This window comes from Rhodoferax sp., from assembly GCF_010365055.1.
Classification (GTDB): domain Bacteria; phylum Pseudomonadota; class Gammaproteobacteria; order Burkholderiales; family Burkholderiaceae_C; genus Rhodoferax.
The window spans coordinates 18,366-37,372 of sequence record NZ_JAAFHA010000008.1 but is presented as its reverse complement, the minus strand read 5'-3'; the positions used below and the strand labels follow the sequence as shown (position 1 = coordinate 37,372).

Annotated in this window: 18 protein-coding genes; 10 read left to right on the top strand and 8 right to left on the bottom strand. The window is 61.0% G+C overall.

Translation table 11 applies throughout. The features are described from left to right. Positions 1 to 6: 6 nt before the first annotated feature. Both recJ and GZ093_RS03735 read right to left on the bottom strand, forming a co-directional pair. Positions 7 to 1,731: a single-stranded-DNA-specific exonuclease RecJ gene (gene recJ / locus GZ093_RS03740; RefSeq protein ID WP_296482300.1), complete on the bottom strand. Its 1,725-nt coding sequence runs from the start codon at positions 1,729 to 1,731 to the stop codon at positions 7 to 9. Beyond that, the gene (locus GZ093_RS03735; RefSeq protein WP_296482297.1) at positions 1,728 to 2,675 is read right to left on the bottom strand and encodes a phosphoglycerate mutase; all 948 of its coding nucleotides are present in this window, start codon (positions 2,673 to 2,675) and stop codon (positions 1,728 to 1,730) included. The genes recJ and GZ093_RS03735 overlap by 4 nt, the downstream gene beginning before the upstream one ends. 86 nt (positions 2,676 to 2,761) lie before the next feature. Here GZ093_RS03735 and GZ093_RS03730 point away from each other — a divergent pair, with 86 nt between their 5' ends. Continuing rightward, complete coding sequence (locus GZ093_RS03730; protein ID WP_296482293.1) at positions 2,762 to 4,018, top strand: lipoprotein-releasing ABC transporter permease subunit; 1,257 nt, start codon at positions 2,762 to 2,764, stop codon at positions 4,016 to 4,018. Beyond that, positions 4,011 to 4,709 (top strand): lipoprotein-releasing ABC transporter ATP-binding protein LolD, encoded by a 699-nt coding sequence (gene lolD / locus GZ093_RS03725; RefSeq protein WP_296482291.1) that lies wholly within the window; start codon positions 4,011 to 4,013, stop codon positions 4,707 to 4,709. Before GZ093_RS03730 ends, lolD begins: the two co-directional genes overlap by 8 nt. A gap of 42 nt (positions 4,710 to 4,751) precedes the next feature. Here the strand turns inward: lolD and GZ093_RS03720 are convergent, their stop codons facing one another. The 4 genes from GZ093_RS03720 to GZ093_RS03705 are packed head-to-tail and all read right to left on the bottom strand — an operon-like array spanning position 4,752 to position 8,764. After that, the gene (locus GZ093_RS03720) at positions 4,752 to 5,624 is read right to left on the bottom strand and encodes an ABC transporter permease subunit (protein ID WP_296482289.1); all 873 of its coding nucleotides are present in this window, start codon (positions 5,622 to 5,624) and stop codon (positions 4,752 to 4,754) included. Continuing rightward, entirely contained in the window at positions 5,621 to 6,508 is an 888-nt protein-coding gene (locus tag GZ093_RS03715) for an ABC transporter permease (RefSeq protein WP_296482286.1), read from the bottom strand. The genes GZ093_RS03720 and GZ093_RS03715 overlap by 4 nt, the downstream gene beginning before the upstream one ends. Before the next feature lie 18 nt (positions 6,509 to 6,526). Further along, positions 6,527 to 7,684, bottom strand: coding sequence for an ABC transporter ATP-binding protein (locus GZ093_RS03710; protein ID WP_296482283.1), 1,158 nt, complete (start codon positions 7,682 to 7,684; stop codon positions 6,527 to 6,529). A gap of 12 nt (positions 7,685 to 7,696) precedes the next feature. Continuing rightward, positions 7,697 to 8,764, bottom strand: coding sequence for an extracellular solute-binding protein (locus tag GZ093_RS03705; protein ID WP_296482282.1), 1,068 nt, complete (start codon positions 8,762 to 8,764; stop codon positions 7,697 to 7,699). Positions 8,765 to 8,892: 128 nt separating this feature from the next. On the opposite strand from GZ093_RS03705, the gene GZ093_RS03700 reads away from it, so the two are divergent. Both GZ093_RS03700 and GZ093_RS03695 read left to right on the top strand, forming a co-directional pair. Next, entirely contained in the window at positions 8,893 to 9,744 is an 852-nt protein-coding gene (locus GZ093_RS03700; protein WP_296482279.1) for a TatD family hydrolase, read from the top strand. A 123-nt stretch (positions 9,745 to 9,867) separates the two neighbouring features. Next, positions 9,868 to 10,593, top strand: coding sequence for a PEP-CTERM/exosortase system-associated acyltransferase (locus GZ093_RS03695; protein ID WP_296482277.1), 726 nt, complete (start codon positions 9,868 to 9,870; stop codon positions 10,591 to 10,593). 107 nt (positions 10,594 to 10,700) lie between these two features. Here the strand turns inward: GZ093_RS03695 and GZ093_RS03690 are convergent, their stop codons facing one another. Both GZ093_RS03690 and GZ093_RS03685 read right to left on the bottom strand, forming a co-directional pair. After that, the gene (locus tag GZ093_RS03690) at positions 10,701 to 11,600 is read right to left on the bottom strand and encodes a PEP-CTERM sorting domain-containing protein (RefSeq protein ID WP_296482274.1); all 900 of its coding nucleotides are present in this window, start codon (positions 11,598 to 11,600) and stop codon (positions 10,701 to 10,703) included. Between the two features lie 206 nt (positions 11,601 to 11,806). Continuing rightward, positions 11,807 to 12,658 carry a ThiF family adenylyltransferase gene (locus GZ093_RS03685; protein WP_296482271.1) on the bottom strand — a complete coding sequence of 284 codons (852 nt, stop codon included), beginning with the start codon at positions 12,656 to 12,658 and terminating at the stop codon, positions 11,807 to 11,809. 245 nt (positions 12,659 to 12,903) lie between these two features. Between GZ093_RS03685 and GZ093_RS03680 the strand changes: the two genes are divergently transcribed. The 6 genes from GZ093_RS03680 to GZ093_RS03655 all read left to right on the top strand — a co-directional run bounded on the left by GZ093_RS03680 (position 12,904) and on the right by GZ093_RS03655 (position 18,998). After that, on the top strand, positions 12,904 to 13,758 hold the full coding sequence (locus GZ093_RS03680) for a PEP-CTERM/exosortase system-associated acyltransferase (protein ID WP_296482269.1): 855 nt from the start codon (positions 12,904 to 12,906) through the stop codon (positions 13,756 to 13,758). 47 nt (positions 13,759 to 13,805) lie between these two features. Beyond that, on the top strand, positions 13,806 to 14,348 hold the full coding sequence (locus GZ093_RS03675; RefSeq protein ID WP_296482267.1) for a DNA-deoxyinosine glycosylase: 543 nt from the start codon (positions 13,806 to 13,808) through the stop codon (positions 14,346 to 14,348). A 69-nt stretch (positions 14,349 to 14,417) separates the two neighbouring features. Continuing rightward, positions 14,418 to 15,176 carry a spermidine synthase gene (locus GZ093_RS03670; protein ID WP_296482368.1) on the top strand — a complete coding sequence of 253 codons (759 nt, stop codon included), beginning with the start codon at positions 14,418 to 14,420 and terminating at the stop codon, positions 15,174 to 15,176. Further along, a complete protein-coding gene (locus tag GZ093_RS03665) occupies positions 15,173 to 16,960 on the top strand; it encodes a type II/IV secretion system protein (RefSeq protein WP_296482265.1) in 1,788 nt (595 codons plus the stop codon). Before GZ093_RS03670 ends, GZ093_RS03665 begins: the two co-directional genes overlap by 4 nt. A 35-nt stretch (positions 16,961 to 16,995) precedes the next feature. Next, positions 16,996 to 17,487, top strand: a complete 492-nt coding sequence (locus GZ093_RS03660; protein ID WP_296482264.1) for a tripartite tricarboxylate transporter TctB family protein — start codon at positions 16,996 to 16,998, stop codon at positions 17,485 to 17,487. Continuing rightward, positions 17,487 to 18,998 (top strand): tripartite tricarboxylate transporter permease, encoded by a 1,512-nt coding sequence (locus tag GZ093_RS03655; RefSeq protein ID WP_296482365.1) that lies wholly within the window; start codon positions 17,487 to 17,489, stop codon positions 18,996 to 18,998. Before GZ093_RS03660 ends, GZ093_RS03655 begins: the two co-directional genes overlap by 1 nt. Positions 18,999 to 19,007 lie beyond the last annotated feature (9 nt).

The following is a 19,007-nucleotide window of genomic DNA, read 5'->3' as shown; positions in this document are numbered from 1 at the left end:
CGGCTCTTACAGCTCTGCCGCCTCGACCAAAAACCGCACCCGGCGCACGCCGTTCCAGGCATCGGCATCCAGCCGGAACGCAAGCTTGACGCGGGCCGGTAGCGGCTCGGTGTGGCCAAACCAGATGCCGTCCACCGGTTGACCTTGGTGCTTGAGCTTGAGCGCCAGGTGCTTTTCACCCACCAGGCGCTGCGACAGCACGTCGACTTCTTCGCTGAAGGTCGGCGGCGCAAAGCCCTGGCCCCACACCTCTTGGTGCAGCACATCCACCAGTTCGACCCGGCGGTACTCGGGTTTGAGCGGGCCGTCGGTCTCCAGGCGGCGCAGCAAGGTGGCGGCATCCAGCCACTCTTGCGCCACCAGGCTCAGGCCCTGCTCAAAGGTGGCCAGGTTTTCTTCGGCAATGGTGCAACCGGCCGCCATGGCGTGGCCGCCAAAACGCAGCAGCACGCCGGGGTGGCGCTTGGCCACCAGATCAAGCGCGTCACGCAAATGAAAGCCGGGGATGGAGCGGCCCGAGCCTTTGAGTTCATGCTCGCGCCCTGGCGCCCCACTGGCCGCAAAAACAAAAGTCGGGCGATGCAGCTTGTCCTTGATGCGCGAGGCCACGATGCCCACCACGCCTTCGTGAAAGTCCGCATCGAAGACGCAGATGGCCGGTGGTGGCTCCTCGTTGTCGTCAAACAAGGATTCGGCCACGGCAAACGCCTGTTCGCGCATGCTGCCTTCAATCTCACGGCGCTCGCGGTTGATGCCGTCGAGTGCCTTGGCCAGTTCCGCGCCTCGCGCTGCATCGTCCGTCAGCAGACATTCAATGCCCAAGGTCATGTCGGACAAGCGCCCGGCGGCGTTGATGCGCGGCCCCAGGGCAAAGCCAAAGTCGAAGGTGGTGGCGACTTTGGCGTCACGCCCGGCTGCTACAAAAAGACTAGCTAGTCCGGTAGGTAACATAAGGGCTCGCACCCTTTTTAGCCCTTGGGCCACGAGGCGGCGGTTGTTCGCATCGAGCTTGACGACATCGGCCACCGTGCCCAGCGCCACCAGCGGCAGCAGGGCATCGAGTTTCGGTTGCGTGGCAGCATTGAACATGCCACGTTGCCGCAACTCGGCGCGCAGCGCCAGCAACACGTAAAACATCACGCCGACACCAGCGATGGACTTGCTCTCGAACGTGCAGCCGGGTTGATTCGGATTCACGATCACGTCCGCTTCGGGCAGCACGATCCGGCCATCCTGGCTGGCGGGCAAATGGTGGTCCGTCACCAGCACCTGCAAACCCAGGGCACGCGCGGTGGCGACACCTTCAAAACTGGCGATGCCGTTATCGACCGTGATCAGCACGTCAGCGCCGCTGGCCTTGACGCGCTCGGAGATCGGCGGCGTCAGGCCATAGCCATCGACCACGCGGTCGGGCACGATGTAGCTGACGTGCTTGGCGCCGAGCAGGCGCAAGCCGCGAATGCCGACGGCGCAGGCGGTGGCGCCGTCGCAGTCGTAGTCGGCGACGATGCAGAGCTTCTTGTCAGCCGCAATCGCGTCGGCCAGCAGACGAGCGGCCGCACTCAAACCCAGCATTTCGTTTGGGGCAATCAGGCGCGCCAGGCCGTCGTCGAGCTGCTGCGCACTTTGCACGCCGCGCGCTGCATAAAGCTGGGCCAGCAGCGGGTGGATGCCGGCCTGTTCCAGCGTCCAGGCAGAACGGGGCGGAATCTCACGAACTAATATTTTCATAGCTGCTCAAGCAATATGGACGGGGGCTGGGAGCCAAAAAGCCTTAAAACTTTCCTCAGAACCGAGGCTGGCTTGGCCGTGAAGGTCTGGGCACTGCGTTCGCCACAGAGGGTCAGCTCAAAGCTGCCGCCCTGACTCAAGGTGGTCAACAGCGCGGCGCACTCGGTCGCATCCAGCGCTTGCCAGGCTTGCGCCCAGGCGGGCCAGTTTTCACTTAACGCAGCGTCACGCAAAGTGCTCACGACCACCGGCTGCGCCGCTGTGCCAGCTGGCTGCGGCAATTCAGGCAAGGCGCCGGTGCCGCTGATCCAGAACGAGTTGACAGTTGGCACGCCGCGGGCTGCGCGGGCGTCGTTGACCGGGTGGTGGTAGAGCAGCATCTGCATTTCACTTTGCAGGCGTTGCAGGGGAATGGCGCGGCTGCTGCCGGGCAGCCAGTGCGCCACGTCGCGCCCGGCCACGCGGTCCAGGGACGCGGTGGCCAGGCCTTTGAACACGTCGCCGCAGGCCAGCCAACGTCCGGGCTGGTCATAGTGCAAGCTGATGCCGTCTTCAGAAAAATAGGGCTGCATGGCTGCCAGCAAGGCAGTAGATTCCTGCGCCGCAAATTCGGGCAGCGTCGCCTCGCCCATGGCGACATGCTTGGCGCCGGTGCGCCAATGGCAAGGGGTGATGAAGGCCCAGGCCTTGCTGGCTTCGGGCGTGGCCAGGGTGGTTTGCGCCTGCAGCCCCGCCCAGGGAATCAAGCCGTCCTGAGTCGGCAGACCCAGCGCGCTCGCCAAAGCGCGTTCATGCGGTGGCGACAGGCTGGACTCGTCGCCGCTGTCCAGCGGCTGCGGTGTCAGGCGGCGCAGCAGTTTTTCAAGATTCGGGAGTTTGAGCGGCGCCAGGGCCAGGCGGCAGCCCTCGGAACTGCAAAAGGCGAAGGGGATCAAAAGGTGCATGGCTTGATTGTCCGGGAATTGTGGCTGCAACTCAGGCGGAGGGGTGTCAATGCCACAATGCCCCCTGTTTTCAACTTTGGCGGTCCATGCAACTCCCTTATGAGCTCATTCTTGGCTGGCGCTATACGCGCGCTGGCCGCGCGACCCGGCGCAACGGTTTTATCTCGTTCATCTCGGGCGTCTCCATGCTGGGCATTGCGCTGGGCGTGGCGGCACTGATCATCGTGTTGAGCGTGATGAACGGTTTTCAGAAAGAGGTGCGCGATCGCATGCTGGGCGTGGTGTCGCACATTGAAATTTTGGCGCCCAATGGCGCGGCCTTGCCCGATGTGGCCCTCACACTGAGTCAGGTGCGGGCCCATCCGCAGGTGATTGGTGCAGCACCTTTTATAGCTACGCAAGCCCTGCTGGCGCGGGGTGAGGACATGAAAGGCACGATGGTCCGGGGCATTGAGCCGAGGCTGGAGCCCGAAGTGACCGACCTCGCCATCGAGCTCAAGAACACCGGCTTGAACCGCCTGATCCCCGGTGAATTTGGTGTCGTGCTGGGCGGCGAACTAGCACGTTCCCTGGGGGTGAGCCAGGGCGACAAGGTGACGCTGGTCGCGCCCAGTGGCCAGGTGACCCCGGCCGGTGTCGTGCCGCGCCTTAAGCAGATGACGGTGGTGGGCACGTTCGACTCCGGGCATTTTGAATACGATTCGGCGCTGGTGCTGATGCACATTGAAGATGCGGCGCGCATCTTCCGTTTGGAGGGCCCCAGTGGCGTGCGGGTCAAGCTGCGCGATTTGCACCAGGCGCGCGAGGTGGCGGCTGACCTGGCCAAGACCTTGAGCGGCGAGTTGTTGATCCGCGACTGGACACGCCAGAACCGCACCTGGTTTGCCGCCGTGCAGATGGAAAAACGCATGATGTTCATCATCCTGACCCTGATCGTGGCGGTGGCGGCCTTCAACCTGGTCAGTACGCTGGTGATGACGGTCACCGACAAGCGCGCCGACATCGCCATCCTGCGCACGCTGGGCGCCAGCCCCCGAAGCATCATGGGGATTTTTGTGGTGCAGGGCGCGATGGTGGGGGTGATTGGCACTTTCGCCGGGCTGGCCCTGGGCCTGGGCGTGGCGTTCAACATCGACGTGATCGTGCCCGCGCTGGAGCGGCTGTTTCACGCCAGCTTCTTGCCCAAAGACATTTACTTGATCAGCCGCATGCCGAGCGATCCGCAGCAGGCGGACATCGTGCCGATTGCCGTCATTTCCCTGGTGCTGGCTTTTCTGGCCACCCTGTACCCGAGTTGGCGCGCCAGCCGGGTGAACCCGGCGGAGGCTTTGCGTTATGAGTGAAATTAAGAGCGACATTGTTTTAAGCGCGCGCGCCATCACCAAGCGCTTCACCGAGGGCCGGCTCGATGTGACCGTGCTGCAGGGCGTGGACCTGGATGTGCGCGCGGGCGAGACGCTGGCTATCGTCGGGGCATCGGGTTCCGGCAAAAGCACGCTCTTGCACCTGATGGGCGGGCTCGATGCGCCCACCAGTGGCTCGGTCTTCTTGCACGGACAGGACCTTGCGCATCAGAGCGCCGCTGCGCAAGGGCGTCTGCGCAACCAGTACCTCGGCTTTGTCTATCAGTTTCACCACCTGCTGCCTGAATTCAGCGCGCTGGACAACGTCGCCATGCCTTTATGGATTCGACGCCTGGCCCCCGCAGAATCTTCCCGTATAGCTACTGAAATGCTAGTGAAGGTTGGCTTGCAGGATCGCCTGCTGCATCGCCCGTCCGAGCTCTCAGGTGGCGAGCGTCAGCGCGTGGCGATTGCCCGGGCGCTAGTCACGCGCCCGGCTTGCGTGCTGGCCGATGAACCCACCGGCAATCTGGATCGCGCCACGGCTGACGGCGTGTTTGAGCTGATGCTGGAACTGGCGCGCACCCAGGGCACGGCGTTTATCGTCGTTACCCATGATGAGGCACTGGCAGCGCGTTGCGGGCGGCAATTGCGGCTGGTGCAAGGTCGGCTGTCAGAAGACGGGCGCTGAATGCTGGCAGCTGGTGAACGGGCGCTTGCGTGTTCGCGCCGTTCAAGACTTTGCCGACGGCTCGGCTGAAGGATTGCCACGCAACAACGTCAAAGCCAGCAGCGCCGAAGCCACCATCAAAAACAAACTCACCGCGTTGAGCACCGGCGTCGCCCCCTCGCGCATGCGCCCGTACATCATGACCGTGAGCGGCGCATCCGAGCCGACCAGCATTAGCGTGGTGTTGAAGTTCTCGAACGACATCAAGAATGAAATGGCGGCTGCCCCAATCAGCGCCGGTTGCAGGTAGGGCAGGGTGATGGTGGCAAAGACTGCAGCGCGCGTGGCGCCCAGGTTGTAGGCGGCGTCTTCCAGCGTGAGGTCAAAGCGTTTCAGCCGCGCCGTGATGGTCAGCGTGGCAATCGACACGATGTAGGAGAACTGCCCCAGCACCACCAGCGGCAAACCCGGGCGCAAGAATTCCAGTTCCAGGCCCCACACATCATCGGCGAGATTGGCGATGCGGCTGGCAAACGCCAGGATCGAGATGCCCAGAATCACCCCCGGTATCACCAGCGGCGCCAGCATCAATAAAGACAAAGCTTGCTTGCCGCGAAACTGCGTGCGCTCGATCAGGAATGCGTTGGCGGTGCCGACCAGGACCGACAGGATGGTGACCCAACACGCCACCACGACGCTGGTCCACAGGCTGCCCAGCATGGCGCTGTCGGCAAACAGGCCACGGCGCGCCGTGTCAAAGCCGCCCAGGAACCAGTCCAGCGTGAAGCCGCGCCACGGCGGCGCCGGGTAGGCGGCGTCGTTGAAGGCAAATACCGCCACCACCAGCAAGGGCAGAAACAAAAAGGCAAAGAACAGCAGGCCGTAGATCACGGTGCTGGCGCGCAGCCACAACGGGCGAGGCAGGGAGGCAATCATGACCGCTGCATCACTTCACCAAACTTCTGGCCGCTGAGTTTCAAGCCGAACCAGACGATCGCCGTCGACAAGCCCAGCAGCAAGAAGCCAAAGGCCGCACCTTGTTCCCAGTTGAAACGGGTAATGAACTGGGTGTAGATCTGCTCGGTGAACCACTGTGAATTTTTGCCGCCCAGCAGCGTCGGTGTCAGGTAATTGCCCAGGGTCAGCATAAACACCACAATGCAGCCCGCCACGATGCCGGGTGCGGCGTGCGGGATGACGATCTGGCGCAGGATGGACCAGCCGTTGCCACCCAGGTCGTAGGCGGCTTCGATCAGTGAGTCGTCCAGGCTTTCCAGCGCGCTGATCAAGGGGATGACCATGAACAGCATTGAGGTGTAGACCAGCCCGACCAGAATGGTGCTGTCGTGGTAGAGCATCTCGATCGGCGCCGGGGTCAGGCCCAGCCACACCAGCAGACCGGGCAGCACGCCGGACTCGCGCAGCAAAATCATCCAGCCCAGCGTGCGCACCGTCTCGCTGACCCAAAACGGAATCAGGCACAGGATGAACAACATTGATTTGTTGCGCCCGCGCGTCAGCTTGGCGATGGTCCAGGCAATCGGGAACGCCAGCACCAGAGTGATGACAGTGGCCAGGATCGACATCAGCGCAGTGCGCACAAAGGTGTGCCAGTACAGTGGCTCTTCAATGAAAGTTCCGTACTGCGCCAGGCTGAATTCATAGACACGTGGCGCCACGCGTGCGCGCAGCGACAAGATGCCCAACTCCACGTGCGGCAACACGATCAGCCCCAGCAGCCACAAGAGCGCTGGCGCGAGCAGCAGCATGAGCATCAGCCGCGCGCAGGGTAGGGCGTCGCCGGGAGATTCAGTGGGCATGGACCGGCATCGTGTGGCCTAGGACAGGCCGACGTCTTGTTGGCTGGCCGCAAAACACACCGCGCGTTGGGGGTCGAAGCCGAAGTGCACGCGCTCACCTACGGCCAGGTCGGCGAATTGGCCGGTCTGGGGCAAGGCGATGCGAAACTCGGTGTGCGAGTTTTCCTCATGCAGCAGCACGGCTGAATTGGCGCCGTCAAACAGCAGGCTGTCAACTTGCGCCCGGTAGTGCGACAAGCCGGCATCTGCCAGCACCGCTGCGCTGCGCGACAGGCTGGCAACCTCCGGCCGCACAAAGGCTTCGACCGTGTCACCGCGGGCTACCTTGCCGATGGCGCGCGCCAGGATCACCAAGCCTTCACCACTGGCGACCGTCACGATGTCCCCGTTGACCTCCGTGGCGCGCCCGGCGATACGGTTGTTGGCGCCGACAAAGCCCGCCACAAATGGCGTCTGCGGCTCGTAATAAAGCTGCTGCGGCGTGCCGACCTGCTCAAAGCGGCCGTGGTTCATCACGGCCACATGGTCCGACAGCACCAGCGCTTCCGACTGGTCGTGCGTAATGTAAACAAAGGTGGTGCCAAAAGCCGCCTGCAACTGTTTAAGCTCGATCTTCATGTGCTCACGCAATTTGAGGTCGAGTGCGCCCAGGGGCTCATCGAGCAGCAACAAGGTGGGCTCCAGCACCAGGCTGCGGGCAATTGCCACGCGCTGTTTCTGCCCGCCCGAGAGCTGGTCAATGCGTTTGTCTTGTGCATTGGGCAGGCTCACGCGCTCCAGCATGTCACCGACGCGGCGCTTGATTTCAATTTTGGTCACGCCGCGGCGCGCCAGACCGTAACCGACGTTGTCGCCCACGTTCATCATCGGAAACAGCGCCAGATGCTGAAACACCATGTTCACCGGGCGCCGATTGGGCGGTACGCCGTTCATGGCCTGGCCGCCGATCTGGATGCTGCCAGCATCCGGGCTCAAAAAGCCCGCAATCATGCGGAGCAGCGTGGTCTTGCCGCAGCCTGAAGGCCCCAGGATCGAGAAAAAACTGCCGCGCGCTACTTCGAGAGACAAATTGTCCACGGCACGAAAGGCGCCGTAGTGCTTGGCCACGCCGGTGGCCTGCAGGTCAGGCTGCGCCGCATCAGAGGCGGTGGGCGCAGCAGATGCGTCAGAACTCAATGCAGACCAAGCTTAGTTGGCCGCTTTGATGCGGTCCAGCACCCGGCCTTCAATCTCTTCAATGCCAGCGGGAACGGCCGGGTACCACTTGACGTTCTTCAACGCGGCTTCCGGGAAGCTGTCGGCAAACTGGGCTTTGAGCTTGGCGTCCATCAACAAGTCAGCGCCCTGGGAGGCGGTGAAATTGCCGGCCGATTTGGCCACGCGCGCCGCAATCTCGGGGCGCATATTGAAGTTGATCCAGGCATAAGCCGCTGCATCGTTCTTGCCCTTGGCCGGAATGGCAAAGGTGTCGATCCAGCCCAGCGCCCCCGACTTGGGCGCGATGAACTGGATTTCCGCCTTCTCGCCGTTGAGCTTCCAGCCGCCGGTGTCCCACATCATGGCGCCGACGATCTCGCCCGTGCGCATGCCGTTGAGCAACTGGTCTTTGTTGTCCCAGAAGAACTTCAGGTTGCCTTTGCAGGCGATCATGGTTTTGCCGACTTCGTCCATCAGCGCGCCGTAGGCTTTGGGGTTGCCGTAGAGCGCAAACGGGTCTTTGCCGGCGGCAAAGGCAAACGCGAGCAGGGTCGGGCGTTTCAGGCGCACGGCGGTTTTGCCTTTGACATCGCTGCGGCACAGGTCCGGGTAGTCGGCCATTTGGGTCAGCTTGGTGTTGACCACCAGACCATCGGTACCCCAGATGTGCGGCAGGCCATATACCTTGCCGCCCAATGACGTGTTTTTCTTGGTGGCTTCCAGCATCGAGGGGATGAACAACTCGGCCTTGAGCTGGCTCATGTCCATCGGCTTGTAAATGCCGAATTCCTGTTGCGGCCCCGTGATGCGGTCTTGCGATGGCTGCGCCAGGTCAAAGCCAGCACCGCCAGTGGCGCGCAGCTTGGAGATCATTTCTTCATTGTTGGACAATGTCAGCGCCACCTTGTAGCCGCTTTCTTTCTCGAACTGCGCCACCACCTCAGCCGGCGCGTAGTCAGCCCAGGTCAGCAGGCGCAGGGTTTTTTCCTGGGCCAGGGCGGTGGTGCCCAGGCCAAGCGCGAGAGCGCTGGTGGCGAGAAAAGCGTGGAGGACTTTCATGCGGGGTTCCTTGTGAATAGAGTGACGACGTTCAGTTTGACGACAACGCCAAAAAGTCAACCAAGCATACGGTGACTAAATGACATTTTGGTGTCAGCGCCGTGACGTAGATATGGTACTTTCCCTGCATGACCATTTGGATCGACACCCATTGCCACCTCGATGCACAAGAGTTTTGGCCTCTAGCCCTTGAGGTACGTGCGCGAGCAGCTATTAATAATGTAGCACACTGCGTGTTGCCCGCCGTCGAACTTGGCAACTTTGACGCCGTGCGGGCACTGGCGCACACGGGCGACGACAGCTACGCACTCGGCATTCACCCTCTGTGTGTCAAGCAGGCGCAGGACGATGCGCTGAACCGCCTGGACGCCGCCTTGGCGCAGCACCGTTCTGACCCGCGCCTGGTGGCTGTTGGCGAAATTGGCTTGGACTACTTTGTCCCTGAACTGTGTGTCAGCCCGCTGCGTCAGCGCCAGGAATATTTTTTTCTGGCACAGCTCAAACTGGCGCAGCAATACGACTTGCCGGTGATCTTGCACACCCGTCGTTCGGTAGACCGCGTCCTTAAAGGCTTGCGCGACGTCGCAGGCAAGGCGGGGCAGTGGCACGGTATTGCCCACGCCTTCAACGGCAGCGAGCAACAGGCGCAAGCCTTCATGGCGCTGGGCTTCAAGCTCGGCTTTGGCGGGGCGCTGACCTATGAGCGCGCGCTGCAGTTGCGGCGTCTCGCGGCCAGCCTGCCTTTGGGGTCCATCGTGATGGAAACCGATGCGCCCGACATGCCGCCGCACTGGTTGTACAAAACGGCGGAGCAACGCGCAGCGGGTGCCGCCCAAAGCCGCAACGAGCCGGGCGAGCTGCCGCGCATCGGGGCTGAGCTGGCGGCGCTGCGCGGCATCAGCGCCGACGAACTGGCCGAGGCCACCACGCGCAACGCGCTGGCGGCGCTACCCGGGCTGCGCGCTTTGTTGCTGAGTTGATCCCCGGCCGCGCCCAACCGGCCGCATTGATTTTTGTCAAGTGCGCAGCGGCCACCAAGTCGCAGACTGCTTACTCTAGCCGTTGATAACAGCTTCCAGAATCTTGCGTCACCTGGACCTTGCATGCCTACCCTATCACTAGATCAAGCAGAGTTTGCGCCCCTGTTCCATAGTTGCGAGGCCATTCAGAGTCGGGACAACGCCCTGATGCTTCGGATTTTTGAACTGCGCTACCAAGTCTATTGTGAGGAACGCGGTTTTCTGCCCGCCGCCAATTATCCGGAGCGCTGCGAGACAGACGAACGCGATGCCAGCTCGGCGCATTTCTGCGCGTTCAATCTGCGCGATGAGTTGGTGGGTTACGTGCGCCTGGTGCGCTCAGACCTGGGGCAGTCCTTTCCGTTTCAATCTCATTGCAGCGCGTTGCTGGAGGGCGCCAGCCTGGCGCCGCCGGCACAGGCGGCCGAAATCAGTCGATTGATGGTGCGCCGCGACTACCGACGTCGGCGCGGCGACGTGCTGGAAGGTGTCACCGTTGAGGAAGACCTTGCGAGGGGCGCTCATGAACTGCGGGACCACTCGCCCCAAATTCTGTTGAGTATGTACCGTCAGATGTACGCCTTCAGCCTCGCCAACGGCATTCGCTACTGGTACGCGGCCATGGAACGCCCTCTGGCCCGCGCCTTGAACCAGATGAACTTCGTTTTTCGGCAGATCGGACCGCCGAGCGACTATTACGGCGTGGTGGCGCCCTACATCGGTGATCTGCGTGAACTGGAAGCGCATCTCGAGGAGAAGAATCCGGCGCTGATGGCATGGATGCAGAGGTCGGAAACTGTGAGCCTCTAATCCTGGCAATTTGACAAGAATTTTGCGACCCTGCGCGACGGGTGCCTGTAAAACAAAAAAAACTGCCTGGTTTCAACCAGGCAGTTTCCGTCGATGAGCTCTGAAACTTACTTCTTATTCTCGCGGCGACGAATCACACCAAATGCAGCAAGTGCGAGGCCAAACAAAACCAAGCTACCTGGCTCAGGAATCGCGTTACTTTGAACCGGATCATTGATCAGTCCGAGGAAACACTCGCTAGGCAGGGAACCAGTCGGACACGCACCGCCAAACGCCGCAAAGTTAGGCTTCAGTGTGAAGTTTGCGTCGAAATCCGCAAAAAGACCACTTGGCAACAAAAAGCCATTGGAATTCCATTGGTTCATGGCCGACCCGCCGGTGGCGTCAGCAAAGAACGTACCGGCACCAGTCGTTGGAAGCGTATTTGCGTTTGCGTTCTGGAAAAGCGTCGCATCTCTTTCATCAATCAGTGGAGTGGAGGGATCATCAACAATGACTTTGCCCGGCACGAGCTCAAGACCCAAATACAGGCTGGCCCCTGCGGCGTTGGTCAAGCCATTGAAGCCATTGAAGCCGAGTCGACCATCAGGGTCCTTCTGGAGAATTCCAGAAATAATCGATGGCATGCGATAGATGTCGATGTGAATCTTTCCATCGCACCCTAAACCACCGGTACAACCCACGTTGTAGATGTTAAAGCCAGAGCTTATCGGGTTGACCGTGAGGTCGGCCATGCCATAGAGCATGTAGTAGAGGTAATCACCACCGTCCCCCTTGGTCCAGGCAGGATCGCCGTTGGACTGGTTGATTTCGGTGATTTGACCAATGCCCCACGTTGTTTCTGCGAGGGCACCAGCGCCGTAGGCCACCGGACTGTACTCACTGGTCGTGCCCTGAAGCTTCCAGTTGTAAGGGCCCGCCAAAGTTTCCAGCGGGGCGGCTGTTGCTGCCAGCGACGCCACCGCGGTCATCGCGGCGACGGCCAGAGCTTTGATGTGCATCTTCATCTTCGAACTCCTTGAAAAATAACAGTACCAGAAGGCGGCAGCTGCTAGATTTAATAAAGCACATACCGTGCCGGACTTCGATGGGTTTCTATTTTCTATTTGAAATCAATTAGTTAGATCGCATGCAGGGCATCTCTCTCAATGCCCGGTAAGGCGGTTGTAAAAAATTCCGACACCGGGACAGCCTAGTCATAGCCCGAGTTTGACTACATGGCCTGAGTCCGGCTGACCGATACATCCACTATTTTGGTCTGATAGCTCCTGAAGCTGTGCAGGACCAGTTTGGGCGCCGAGGGGACGGGATTGCCCGCCAGCAAGTCGTGGATCATGGACATGGCCATGGCGCCGATCGCAAAGCTGCCAACGGCGACTTGCGAGGCCGGACAGGGCTTGCCATCCTTCATCATGGTGAGCACCTTGCTTACCTGCTCGACGACCTCAGCATCGAGATGTGGTGCCAGTCGTTGTATGAATGAGGCGAAAACATCGGCGTAGCTGGGGACAGCACCGCCCGCACTGACGTCCGCGATGTCCGGTGCCAGCATATCGGTCAATGCCAGGCTGGAGTCCGCCGGGAAATACCAGACCAAAGCGCCAAAACCTACGCTCAAGGCTGTAAATATGTGCGCCTTGTGTTGCTTTGCGCTGTCATGCAAGCGCAGGATCGCGGGCAAGTCAAGGAAATCAACGGTATCAAACACGATGTCTGCTTTGCCAACAATGTCGTCTGTATTGTCTGCATCAAGATACGCCTCGATCGCCTCCACCTGGGCCAGCGGGTTGATCCTCAGAATCTTGTCTTTCAGCGCCGCGACCTTGGGCTTGCCGATATCCGAAAAGTCGTAGAACTGGCGATTCAGATTGTGTGCGTCAACCACGTCACCGTCCACCAATACAAAATTTTCGAAGCCCATACGTGCTGCACAGACTGCGGGGCTGCTGCCAATTCCGCAGCCGGCGATCAGCAGTCTCGTCCTTCTAATTTTTGCCTGCGTCTCGGCCGTGATGTAGCCGTTGTTTCGGGTGATCGATGTTTCGTAATCAAAGGCGTTTGTCATTTGTCAAATCTCCTGGGTCAAAGAAAATCAATAATTTTTCCACAGTTCCGTGCGCGGATACGACTCCCGTATGCCGCCAAAGCTGTAACGAAACTGTAACGAAAGCGGCCTCAATGTACGCTGAATATCCAAAGACCCTGTGACATAGTGCGCCACTCGAAACAGTCTGTAAACCCCGCCCATGTTTGAGGCAATCCTGGCTTAGGATGGCCGCGCATGAATCTTCTTTACTGACACGTGACACCATGAAAACACATCGTTTTGAGACCAAAGACCATCGATTTGGAAGACTCGAACACCCCACACGAGACCTTGACGTGGCCGCGCGGTCGATGAAACCAACGGTTGGCGCGACGCATTGGGACCAGCCTGGCCTGCGCATCCAGCATCGTGCCTTTAGAAGCGCCCTGGAACTCAGGTACCAGGTCTATTGCGTGGAGTGCAGTTTCTTGTCGCCGGACAACTACCCGGATGGGGTGGAATCGGACGAACACGACAATGCCGCAGAACATTTCTACGCTTTCGACTCGCAGCAAGATTTGGTGGGTTATGTGCGCCTGGTTCGCCCCGATGCTGACCAGCGGTTCCCGTTTCAAAGTCATTGCACGACCTCCGCGAATGGCGTCAAACTGCCCGCGCCTGGCCGCGCCGCCGAGATCAGTCGGCTGATGTTGCGCTGTGACTACCGGCGCCAGCGTGGCATCCAACTCGCAGGCGTGGCGGGGGGGCAGGCCTGCGCGGTGGCGCCGGGTGTGAGGCGTGATGACGCTACGAACGTGCTACTGACACTCTATCGCCAGATGTACGCCTACAGTCGCGCCAATGACATCAGCCATTGGTACGCCGCCATGGAGCGCCCGTTGGCGCGCTCGTTGAAGCGCATGAACATTGCCTTCCAGTCCATTGGACCGCAAACTGATTACTACGGACCCGTGGCCCCCTATCTCGCCAGTCTGCAAGAGGTCGAGGCGCAAGTGGGCGCGAACGACCCCGCTCTGTTGGCATGGCTGCAGCAGACTGAGCGCCGCAGTGCAACGCCAGGATTTGCCAAGAAGACCAGACTCGCCCAGGTGTGCCATCCCAGTGAACTAGCGCTTTAGCTGTCCTACGATCGTTCAATTCCATTGAACCCCCCTCTCCCGGTCTGATGTCGAAAGACCAAAAAGGCACTGCCTATTCGTCCCCAACGCCACGTCTGCTCGGCTTGCCACCCCTCGTCTCTGAGGACACCCGGCTGCTGATACTGGGCAGCTTTCCCAGCGTGGCCTCGCTCGCGCAGCAGCAGTATTACGCCCACCCGCAAAATCAGTTTTGGCGAATTCTTCAAGATATTTTACCTTCCAGCCCCCGTGGAATAAGCGCAGCTAGCTATGAAGAACGTAGCGCCTGGTTGCTGGCGCACGGTCTTGGTATTTGGGATGTCTATGCTTCCTGCGAGCGCGCCGGCAGCCTGGATACGGCCATTCGCCAGCCGCAAGTCACTGATTTCAGCCAGCTCAAGCTTCGTTGTCCGCAACTCAGGTTGATTGCCCACAACGGCGGCGAGAGCTTTCGGCACGCCAAATACACCGCCACCTTGGGCCTGCCGGTACTCAAGTTGCCTTCAACCAGCCCGGCCAATGCCAGCTGGAGTTTTGAACGCAAGCTCGTGGCCTGGCGCGAGGCGGTGGCGGCGGCCGGTCTGCTCTGAACGTCCGTGCAGGTGCCGGGTGCCGGGCGCTCTCGGCGGTTCGGCACAGCGTTTGGGGATAATCGCCCCATCTTGAAAAAACGCACACACACCCTCCCCGAAGTAAATTTCTCTGACGACGGCCCGGTCCGTCACCTGCATCTTGGCACCGAATGGATTCAGGGCTCGATGTACCTGGACCAGCCCAACGCGCTGGTGCATGAGTACATCCAGCGCATGATGGCCTGGCTGTTGTTTGTGGAGCCCGATTCGGTGAAAGACCGACAAGCGATGCAGTTGGGCCTTGGGGCGGGCTCACTGACCAAGTTCTGCCACAAAGAACTGCGCATGAAAACCACCGCCATCGAGCTGAACCCGCAGGTGCTTGTCGCCTGCCGGGGCTGGTTCAAGCTGCCGGCTGAAAACACCCGCCTGCAGGTGGTGCTGGCGGATGCTGCGCAAGAAATGCAGAACCCCAAATGGTGGGGCACGGTGGACGCACTGCAGGTCGATCTGTATGACCATGAGGCGGCGGCGCCGGTGCTCGACAGCCTGCCGTTTTATAACCACTGTCGGCGCATGTTGACACCGGAAGGCTGCATGACAGTGAACCTGTTCGGCCGTGCCTCCAGCTTTGCCCGCAGTGTCGAAAAAATATCGGCGGCTTTTGGCAAGGAAGCTGTTTGGGCCTTCAAGCCCACGCGCGAAGGCAATACCGTGGTGCTGGCGCAGAGTACGCCAAGCCGCCCCAAGCGCGAGGTCTTGATGGCGCGCGCTGACATCATTGAAGCGAAGTGGGGCCTGCCCGCCAGCAAGTGGGTGCGCGTGTTCAAGCCGCTGCTGTCATGAACAGCGCCGCAGCCTCCAGGACCCGCAACCCGGCCCATGCTGGCCCGCTGGATTGGCGCAATCTGGTGCTCTGGCTGCACAGCGACGGCGTCATCAGCACCGAAGAAGCCCAGCGCATCAACGCGCGCTGCGCCCAGGCCGAGAGTGTGCAGCACCCCCTGGTGCGCCTGGCCAGCGTGTCGGTGCGGCGTGTCAGTGATGGCAAGCCGCTGGACATCGAGCTGCTGACCCAGTGGCTGTCCGGGCGGGCCGGCTTGGACTACTTGCGCATTGATCCGCTCAAGGTGGATGTGGGCAAAGTGGCCGACACCATGAGCGCCGCCTATGCCGAGCGCCACAAGATATTGCCGGTGCAGGTCACGCCCACGGAAGTTGTTGTCGCCACCGCCGAACCTTTCATGACGGATTGGGTGGCTGAAGTGGAGCGGCAGTCGCGCCGCAGCGTGCGCCGGGTGGTGGCCAGTCCGCAGGATATTCACCGTTACACCGCAGAATTTTTTGCGCTTGCCAAGTCGGTGCGTGCCGCCAACAAGGCCGGTGGCAACGCCGGGGGTGCCAGTTTTGAGCAGTTGGTGGAACTGGGCAAGACCAACAAGCAACTCGACGCCAATGACCAAAGTGTGGTGCAGGTGGTGGACTGGCTCTGGCAGTACGCGTTTGACCAACGCGCCAGCGACATTCATCTGGAGCCGCGGCGCGAGCAGGGCGTGATCCGTTTTCGCATTGACGGTGTGTTGCACCCGGTCTACCAGATGCCGATGGGCGTGCTCACTGCCATGACGGCGCGCATCAAGTTGCTGGGCCGCATGGATGTGGTGGAGCGCCGCCGTCCGCAAGACGGTCGCATCAAGACTCGCAATCCGCGCGGCGATGAGATTGAGATGCGGATTTCGACGCTGCCTACCGCTTTTGGCGAGAAGATGGTGATGCGGATCTTCGACCCGGACACCACCGTCAAGGATCTCGATGCCCTGGGTTTTTCCGCGCATGATGCGCAGCGCTGGGAGGCGTTGGTCAAGCGGCCGAACGGCATCATTCTGGTCACCGGCCCGACCGGCTCGGGCAAGACCACCACGCTGTACTCCACGCTAAAAAGAATTGCCACCGAAGAGGTGAACGTCAGCACGGTCGAAGACCCGATCGAAATGATCGAGCCGTCGTTCAACCAGACCCAGGTGCAGCTGCAGTTGGATTTTGGCTTTCCGGAGGGGCTGCGCGCCCTGATGCGGCAAGACCCGGACATCATCATGGTGGGGGAGATCCGCGACAGCCAAACGGCCGAGATGGCGGTGCAGGCGGCGCTCACCGGCCATTTGGTGTTCTCCACCCTGCACACCAACGACGCGCCGTCCGCGGTGACGCGCTTGATGGAGCTGGGCGTGCCGTCCTACCTGATCAACGCCACGCTGCTGGGCGTGCTGGCGCAGCGCCTGGTGCGCACCTTGTGCCCGCAATGCAAGGTGCCAGACCCAGCGGCGACGCGCGAGGCGCTGGCCGAGGTGGTCAAGCCCTGGCAGATCAACGGCGCTTACAAACCATTCAAACCGGTCGGCTGTGTCGATTGCCGCATGACCGGTTTCATGGGTCGCATGGGTCTGTATGAGTTGTTGGTCGTCAGCGAGGCCTTCAAGGAAAAAGTCAACCGGGAGCCCAACGCTGATGGGCTCAAGCGCCAGGCCGTGCTTGATGGCATGCGCCCGCTGCGGCTGGCCGGCGCCTTGCGTGTGGCCGAAGGTTTGACGGTGCTGGAAGAAGTGCTCTCAAGCACGCCATCGTTGACCTGATCTGCGCCCGAGCGGACATTGCAGGCCAAATCTTGATGAAGATTCAAAGTCAAAAGGATTTTTTTTCCGGAATCCTGTTCATGGTCGCCGGTGTCGCGTTCGCTTGGGGTGCCACCGACTACACAGTCGGAGATAGCGCCCGCATGGGGCCGGGTTATTTTCCTTTGCTGCTGGGCGTGTTGCTGGCGCTGCTGGGCGCCGCTGTGACCTTCAAGGCTCTCGTGATTGAAACGGCAGATGGAGAAAAAGTGGGCCTCATTGCCTGGAAGCCGCTGGTGTTCATCATCGCGGCCAACCTGGTGTTCGGGGTCGCGCTGGGCGGCTTGCCGCGCCTGAAGGTGCCTGCGCTGGGCTTGATCGTCGGCATTTACGCGCTGACTTTGATCGCCTGTCTGGCGGGTGACCGCTTCAAGGCCAAAGAAGCCGCGGCGCTGGCCACGGTGTTGGCTGTGCTGAGCTACCTGGCCTTTGTGCTGCTGCTCAAACTGCAGTTTGTGGTGTGGCCCGCGTTGACGGTTGGATCGTGATGGAGCTAGTCAACCACCTGTCGCTCGGTTTCGGTGTCGCCTTCACACCGATCAACCTCATGTATGCCTTTGTCGGCTGTCTGCTGGGCACCTTGATTGGTGTGCTGCCCGGCATTGGGCCGCTGGCCACCATCGCCATGCTGTTGCCCGCCACCTACGGGCTACCGCCGGTGTCGGCGCTGATTATGCTGGCAGGAATCTATTACGGGGCCCAGTATGGCGGCTCCACCACGGCCATTCTGGTCAATCTGCCGGGTGAAGCGTCGTCGGTGGTCACGGTGATTGACGGCTACCAGATGGCGCGCCTGGGCCGCGCCGGCCCGGCCTTGGCTGCGGCGGGACTGGGCTCTTTCTTTGCCGGCTGTGTTGGCACGTTGGTGCTCGCCGCCTTTGCCGTGCCCTTGACCGAGCTCGCCTTCATGTTTGGCGCGGCCGAATATTTCTCCTTGATGGTGCTGGGGCTGATTGGCGCCGTCGTGCTGGCCTCGGGCTCGCTGCTCAAGGCGTTTGGCATGATTTTGCTGGGTTTGCTGCTGGGCATGGTCGGCACCGATGTCAACTCGGGCGTGGCGCGTTTCAGTTTTGACATTCCAGAGTTGAGCGACGGCATCGGTTTCATCGTGATTGCCATGGGCCTGTTTGGCTATGGCGAGATCATCAGCAACCTGGGCAAACATGAGAGCGAGCGTGACGTATTCATTGCCCGGGTGCAAGGCTTGCTGCCAAGCCGGCAGGACTTCAAGCGCATGGTGCCGGCGGTCTTGCGCGGCACCGCCCTGGGCTCGGTGTTGGGCATTTTGCCGGGCGGTGGTGCGGTGATGGCGGCGTTTGCCGCCTACACGATTGAGAAGAAAACCAGCTTGCAGCCGGGTGAGGTGCCGTTTGGCCAAGGCAATATCCGCGGCGTGGCAGCGCCCGAGTCGGCCAACAACGCGGCCTCGCAAACCTCCTTCATTCCTTTGCTGACCTTGGGTATTCCACCCAACGCGGTGATGGCCTTGATGGTGGGCGCCATGACCATCCACAACATCCAGCCCGGCCCGCAGGTGATGACCAGCAACCCGGAGCTGTTTTGGGGCCTGATTGCGTCGATGTGGATTGGCAATGCCATGTTGCTTGTGTTGAACCTGCCCCTGATCGGCATCTGGATCAAGCTGCTGAGCGTGCCGTACCGCTGGCTGTTTCCGGCCATCGTGCTGTTTTGCGCGATCGGGGTTTATTCCACCAACAACAACACCTGGGACATCTGGATGGTGGGCCTGTTTGGGGCCATCGGCTATCTGTTCATCAAGCTCGGCATGGAGCCGGCGCCGCTGCTGTTGGGCTTCATTCTGGGGCCGATGATGGAAGAATACCTGCGCCGTGCCCTGTTGCTGTCGCGCGGGGACTGGAGCGTTTTGCTGACGCGCCCTCTGTCGGCGGGCCTGTTGGCGCTGGCAACCCTGTTGTTGCTGACGGTGCTGCTGCCGTCAATCAAAAAGAAGCGCGAAGAAGCGTTCGTCGAGACCTGAACTCAATTG

Bases quoted from the DNA above. Each gene is read 5' to 3' on its own strand.
- GZ093_RS03705 (WP_296482282.1), bottom strand. From the start codon at position 8,764: ATGAAAGTCCTCCACGCTTTTCTCGCCACCAGCGCTCTCGCGCTTGGC.
- recJ (WP_296482300.1), bottom strand. From the start codon at position 1,731: ATGAAAATATTAGTTCGTGAGATTCCGCCCCGTTCTGCCTGGACGCTG.
- GZ093_RS03690 (WP_296482274.1), bottom strand. From the start codon at position 11,600: ATGAAGATGCACATCAAAGCTCTGGCCGTCGCCGCGATGACCGCGGTG.
- GZ093_RS03655 (WP_296482365.1), top strand. From the start codon at position 17,487: ATGGAGCTAGTCAACCACCTGTCGCTCGGTTTCGGTGTCGCCTTCACA.
- GZ093_RS03695 (WP_296482277.1), top strand. From the start codon at position 9,868: ATGCCTACCCTATCACTAGATCAAGCAGAGTTTGCGCCCCTGTTCCAT.
- GZ093_RS03700 (WP_296482279.1), top strand. From the start codon at position 8,893: ATGACCATTTGGATCGACACCCATTGCCACCTCGATGCACAAGAGTTT.
- lolD (WP_296482291.1), top strand. From the start codon at position 4,011: ATGAGTGAAATTAAGAGCGACATTGTTTTAAGCGCGCGCGCCATCACC.
- GZ093_RS03715 (WP_296482286.1), bottom strand. From the start codon at position 6,508: ATGCCCACTGAATCTCCCGGCGACGCCCTACCCTGCGCGCGGCTGATG.
- GZ093_RS03665 (WP_296482265.1), top strand. From the start codon at position 15,173: ATGAACAGCGCCGCAGCCTCCAGGACCCGCAACCCGGCCCATGCTGGC.
- GZ093_RS03675 (WP_296482267.1), top strand. From the start codon at position 13,806: ATGTCGAAAGACCAAAAAGGCACTGCCTATTCGTCCCCAACGCCACGT.
- GZ093_RS03730 (WP_296482293.1), top strand. From the start codon at position 2,762: ATGCAACTCCCTTATGAGCTCATTCTTGGCTGGCGCTATACGCGCGCT.
- GZ093_RS03685 (WP_296482271.1), bottom strand. From the start codon at position 12,658: ATGACAAACGCCTTTGATTACGAAACATCGATCACCCGAAACAACGGC.
- GZ093_RS03660 (WP_296482264.1), top strand. From the start codon at position 16,996: ATGAAGATTCAAAGTCAAAAGGATTTTTTTTCCGGAATCCTGTTCATG.
- GZ093_RS03735 (WP_296482297.1), bottom strand. From the start codon at position 2,675: ATGCACCTTTTGATCCCCTTCGCCTTTTGCAGTTCCGAGGGCTGCCGC.
- GZ093_RS03680 (WP_296482269.1), top strand. From the start codon at position 12,904: ATGAAAACACATCGTTTTGAGACCAAAGACCATCGATTTGGAAGACTC.
- GZ093_RS03720 (WP_296482289.1), bottom strand. From the start codon at position 5,624: ATGATTGCCTCCCTGCCTCGCCCGTTGTGGCTGCGCGCCAGCACCGTG.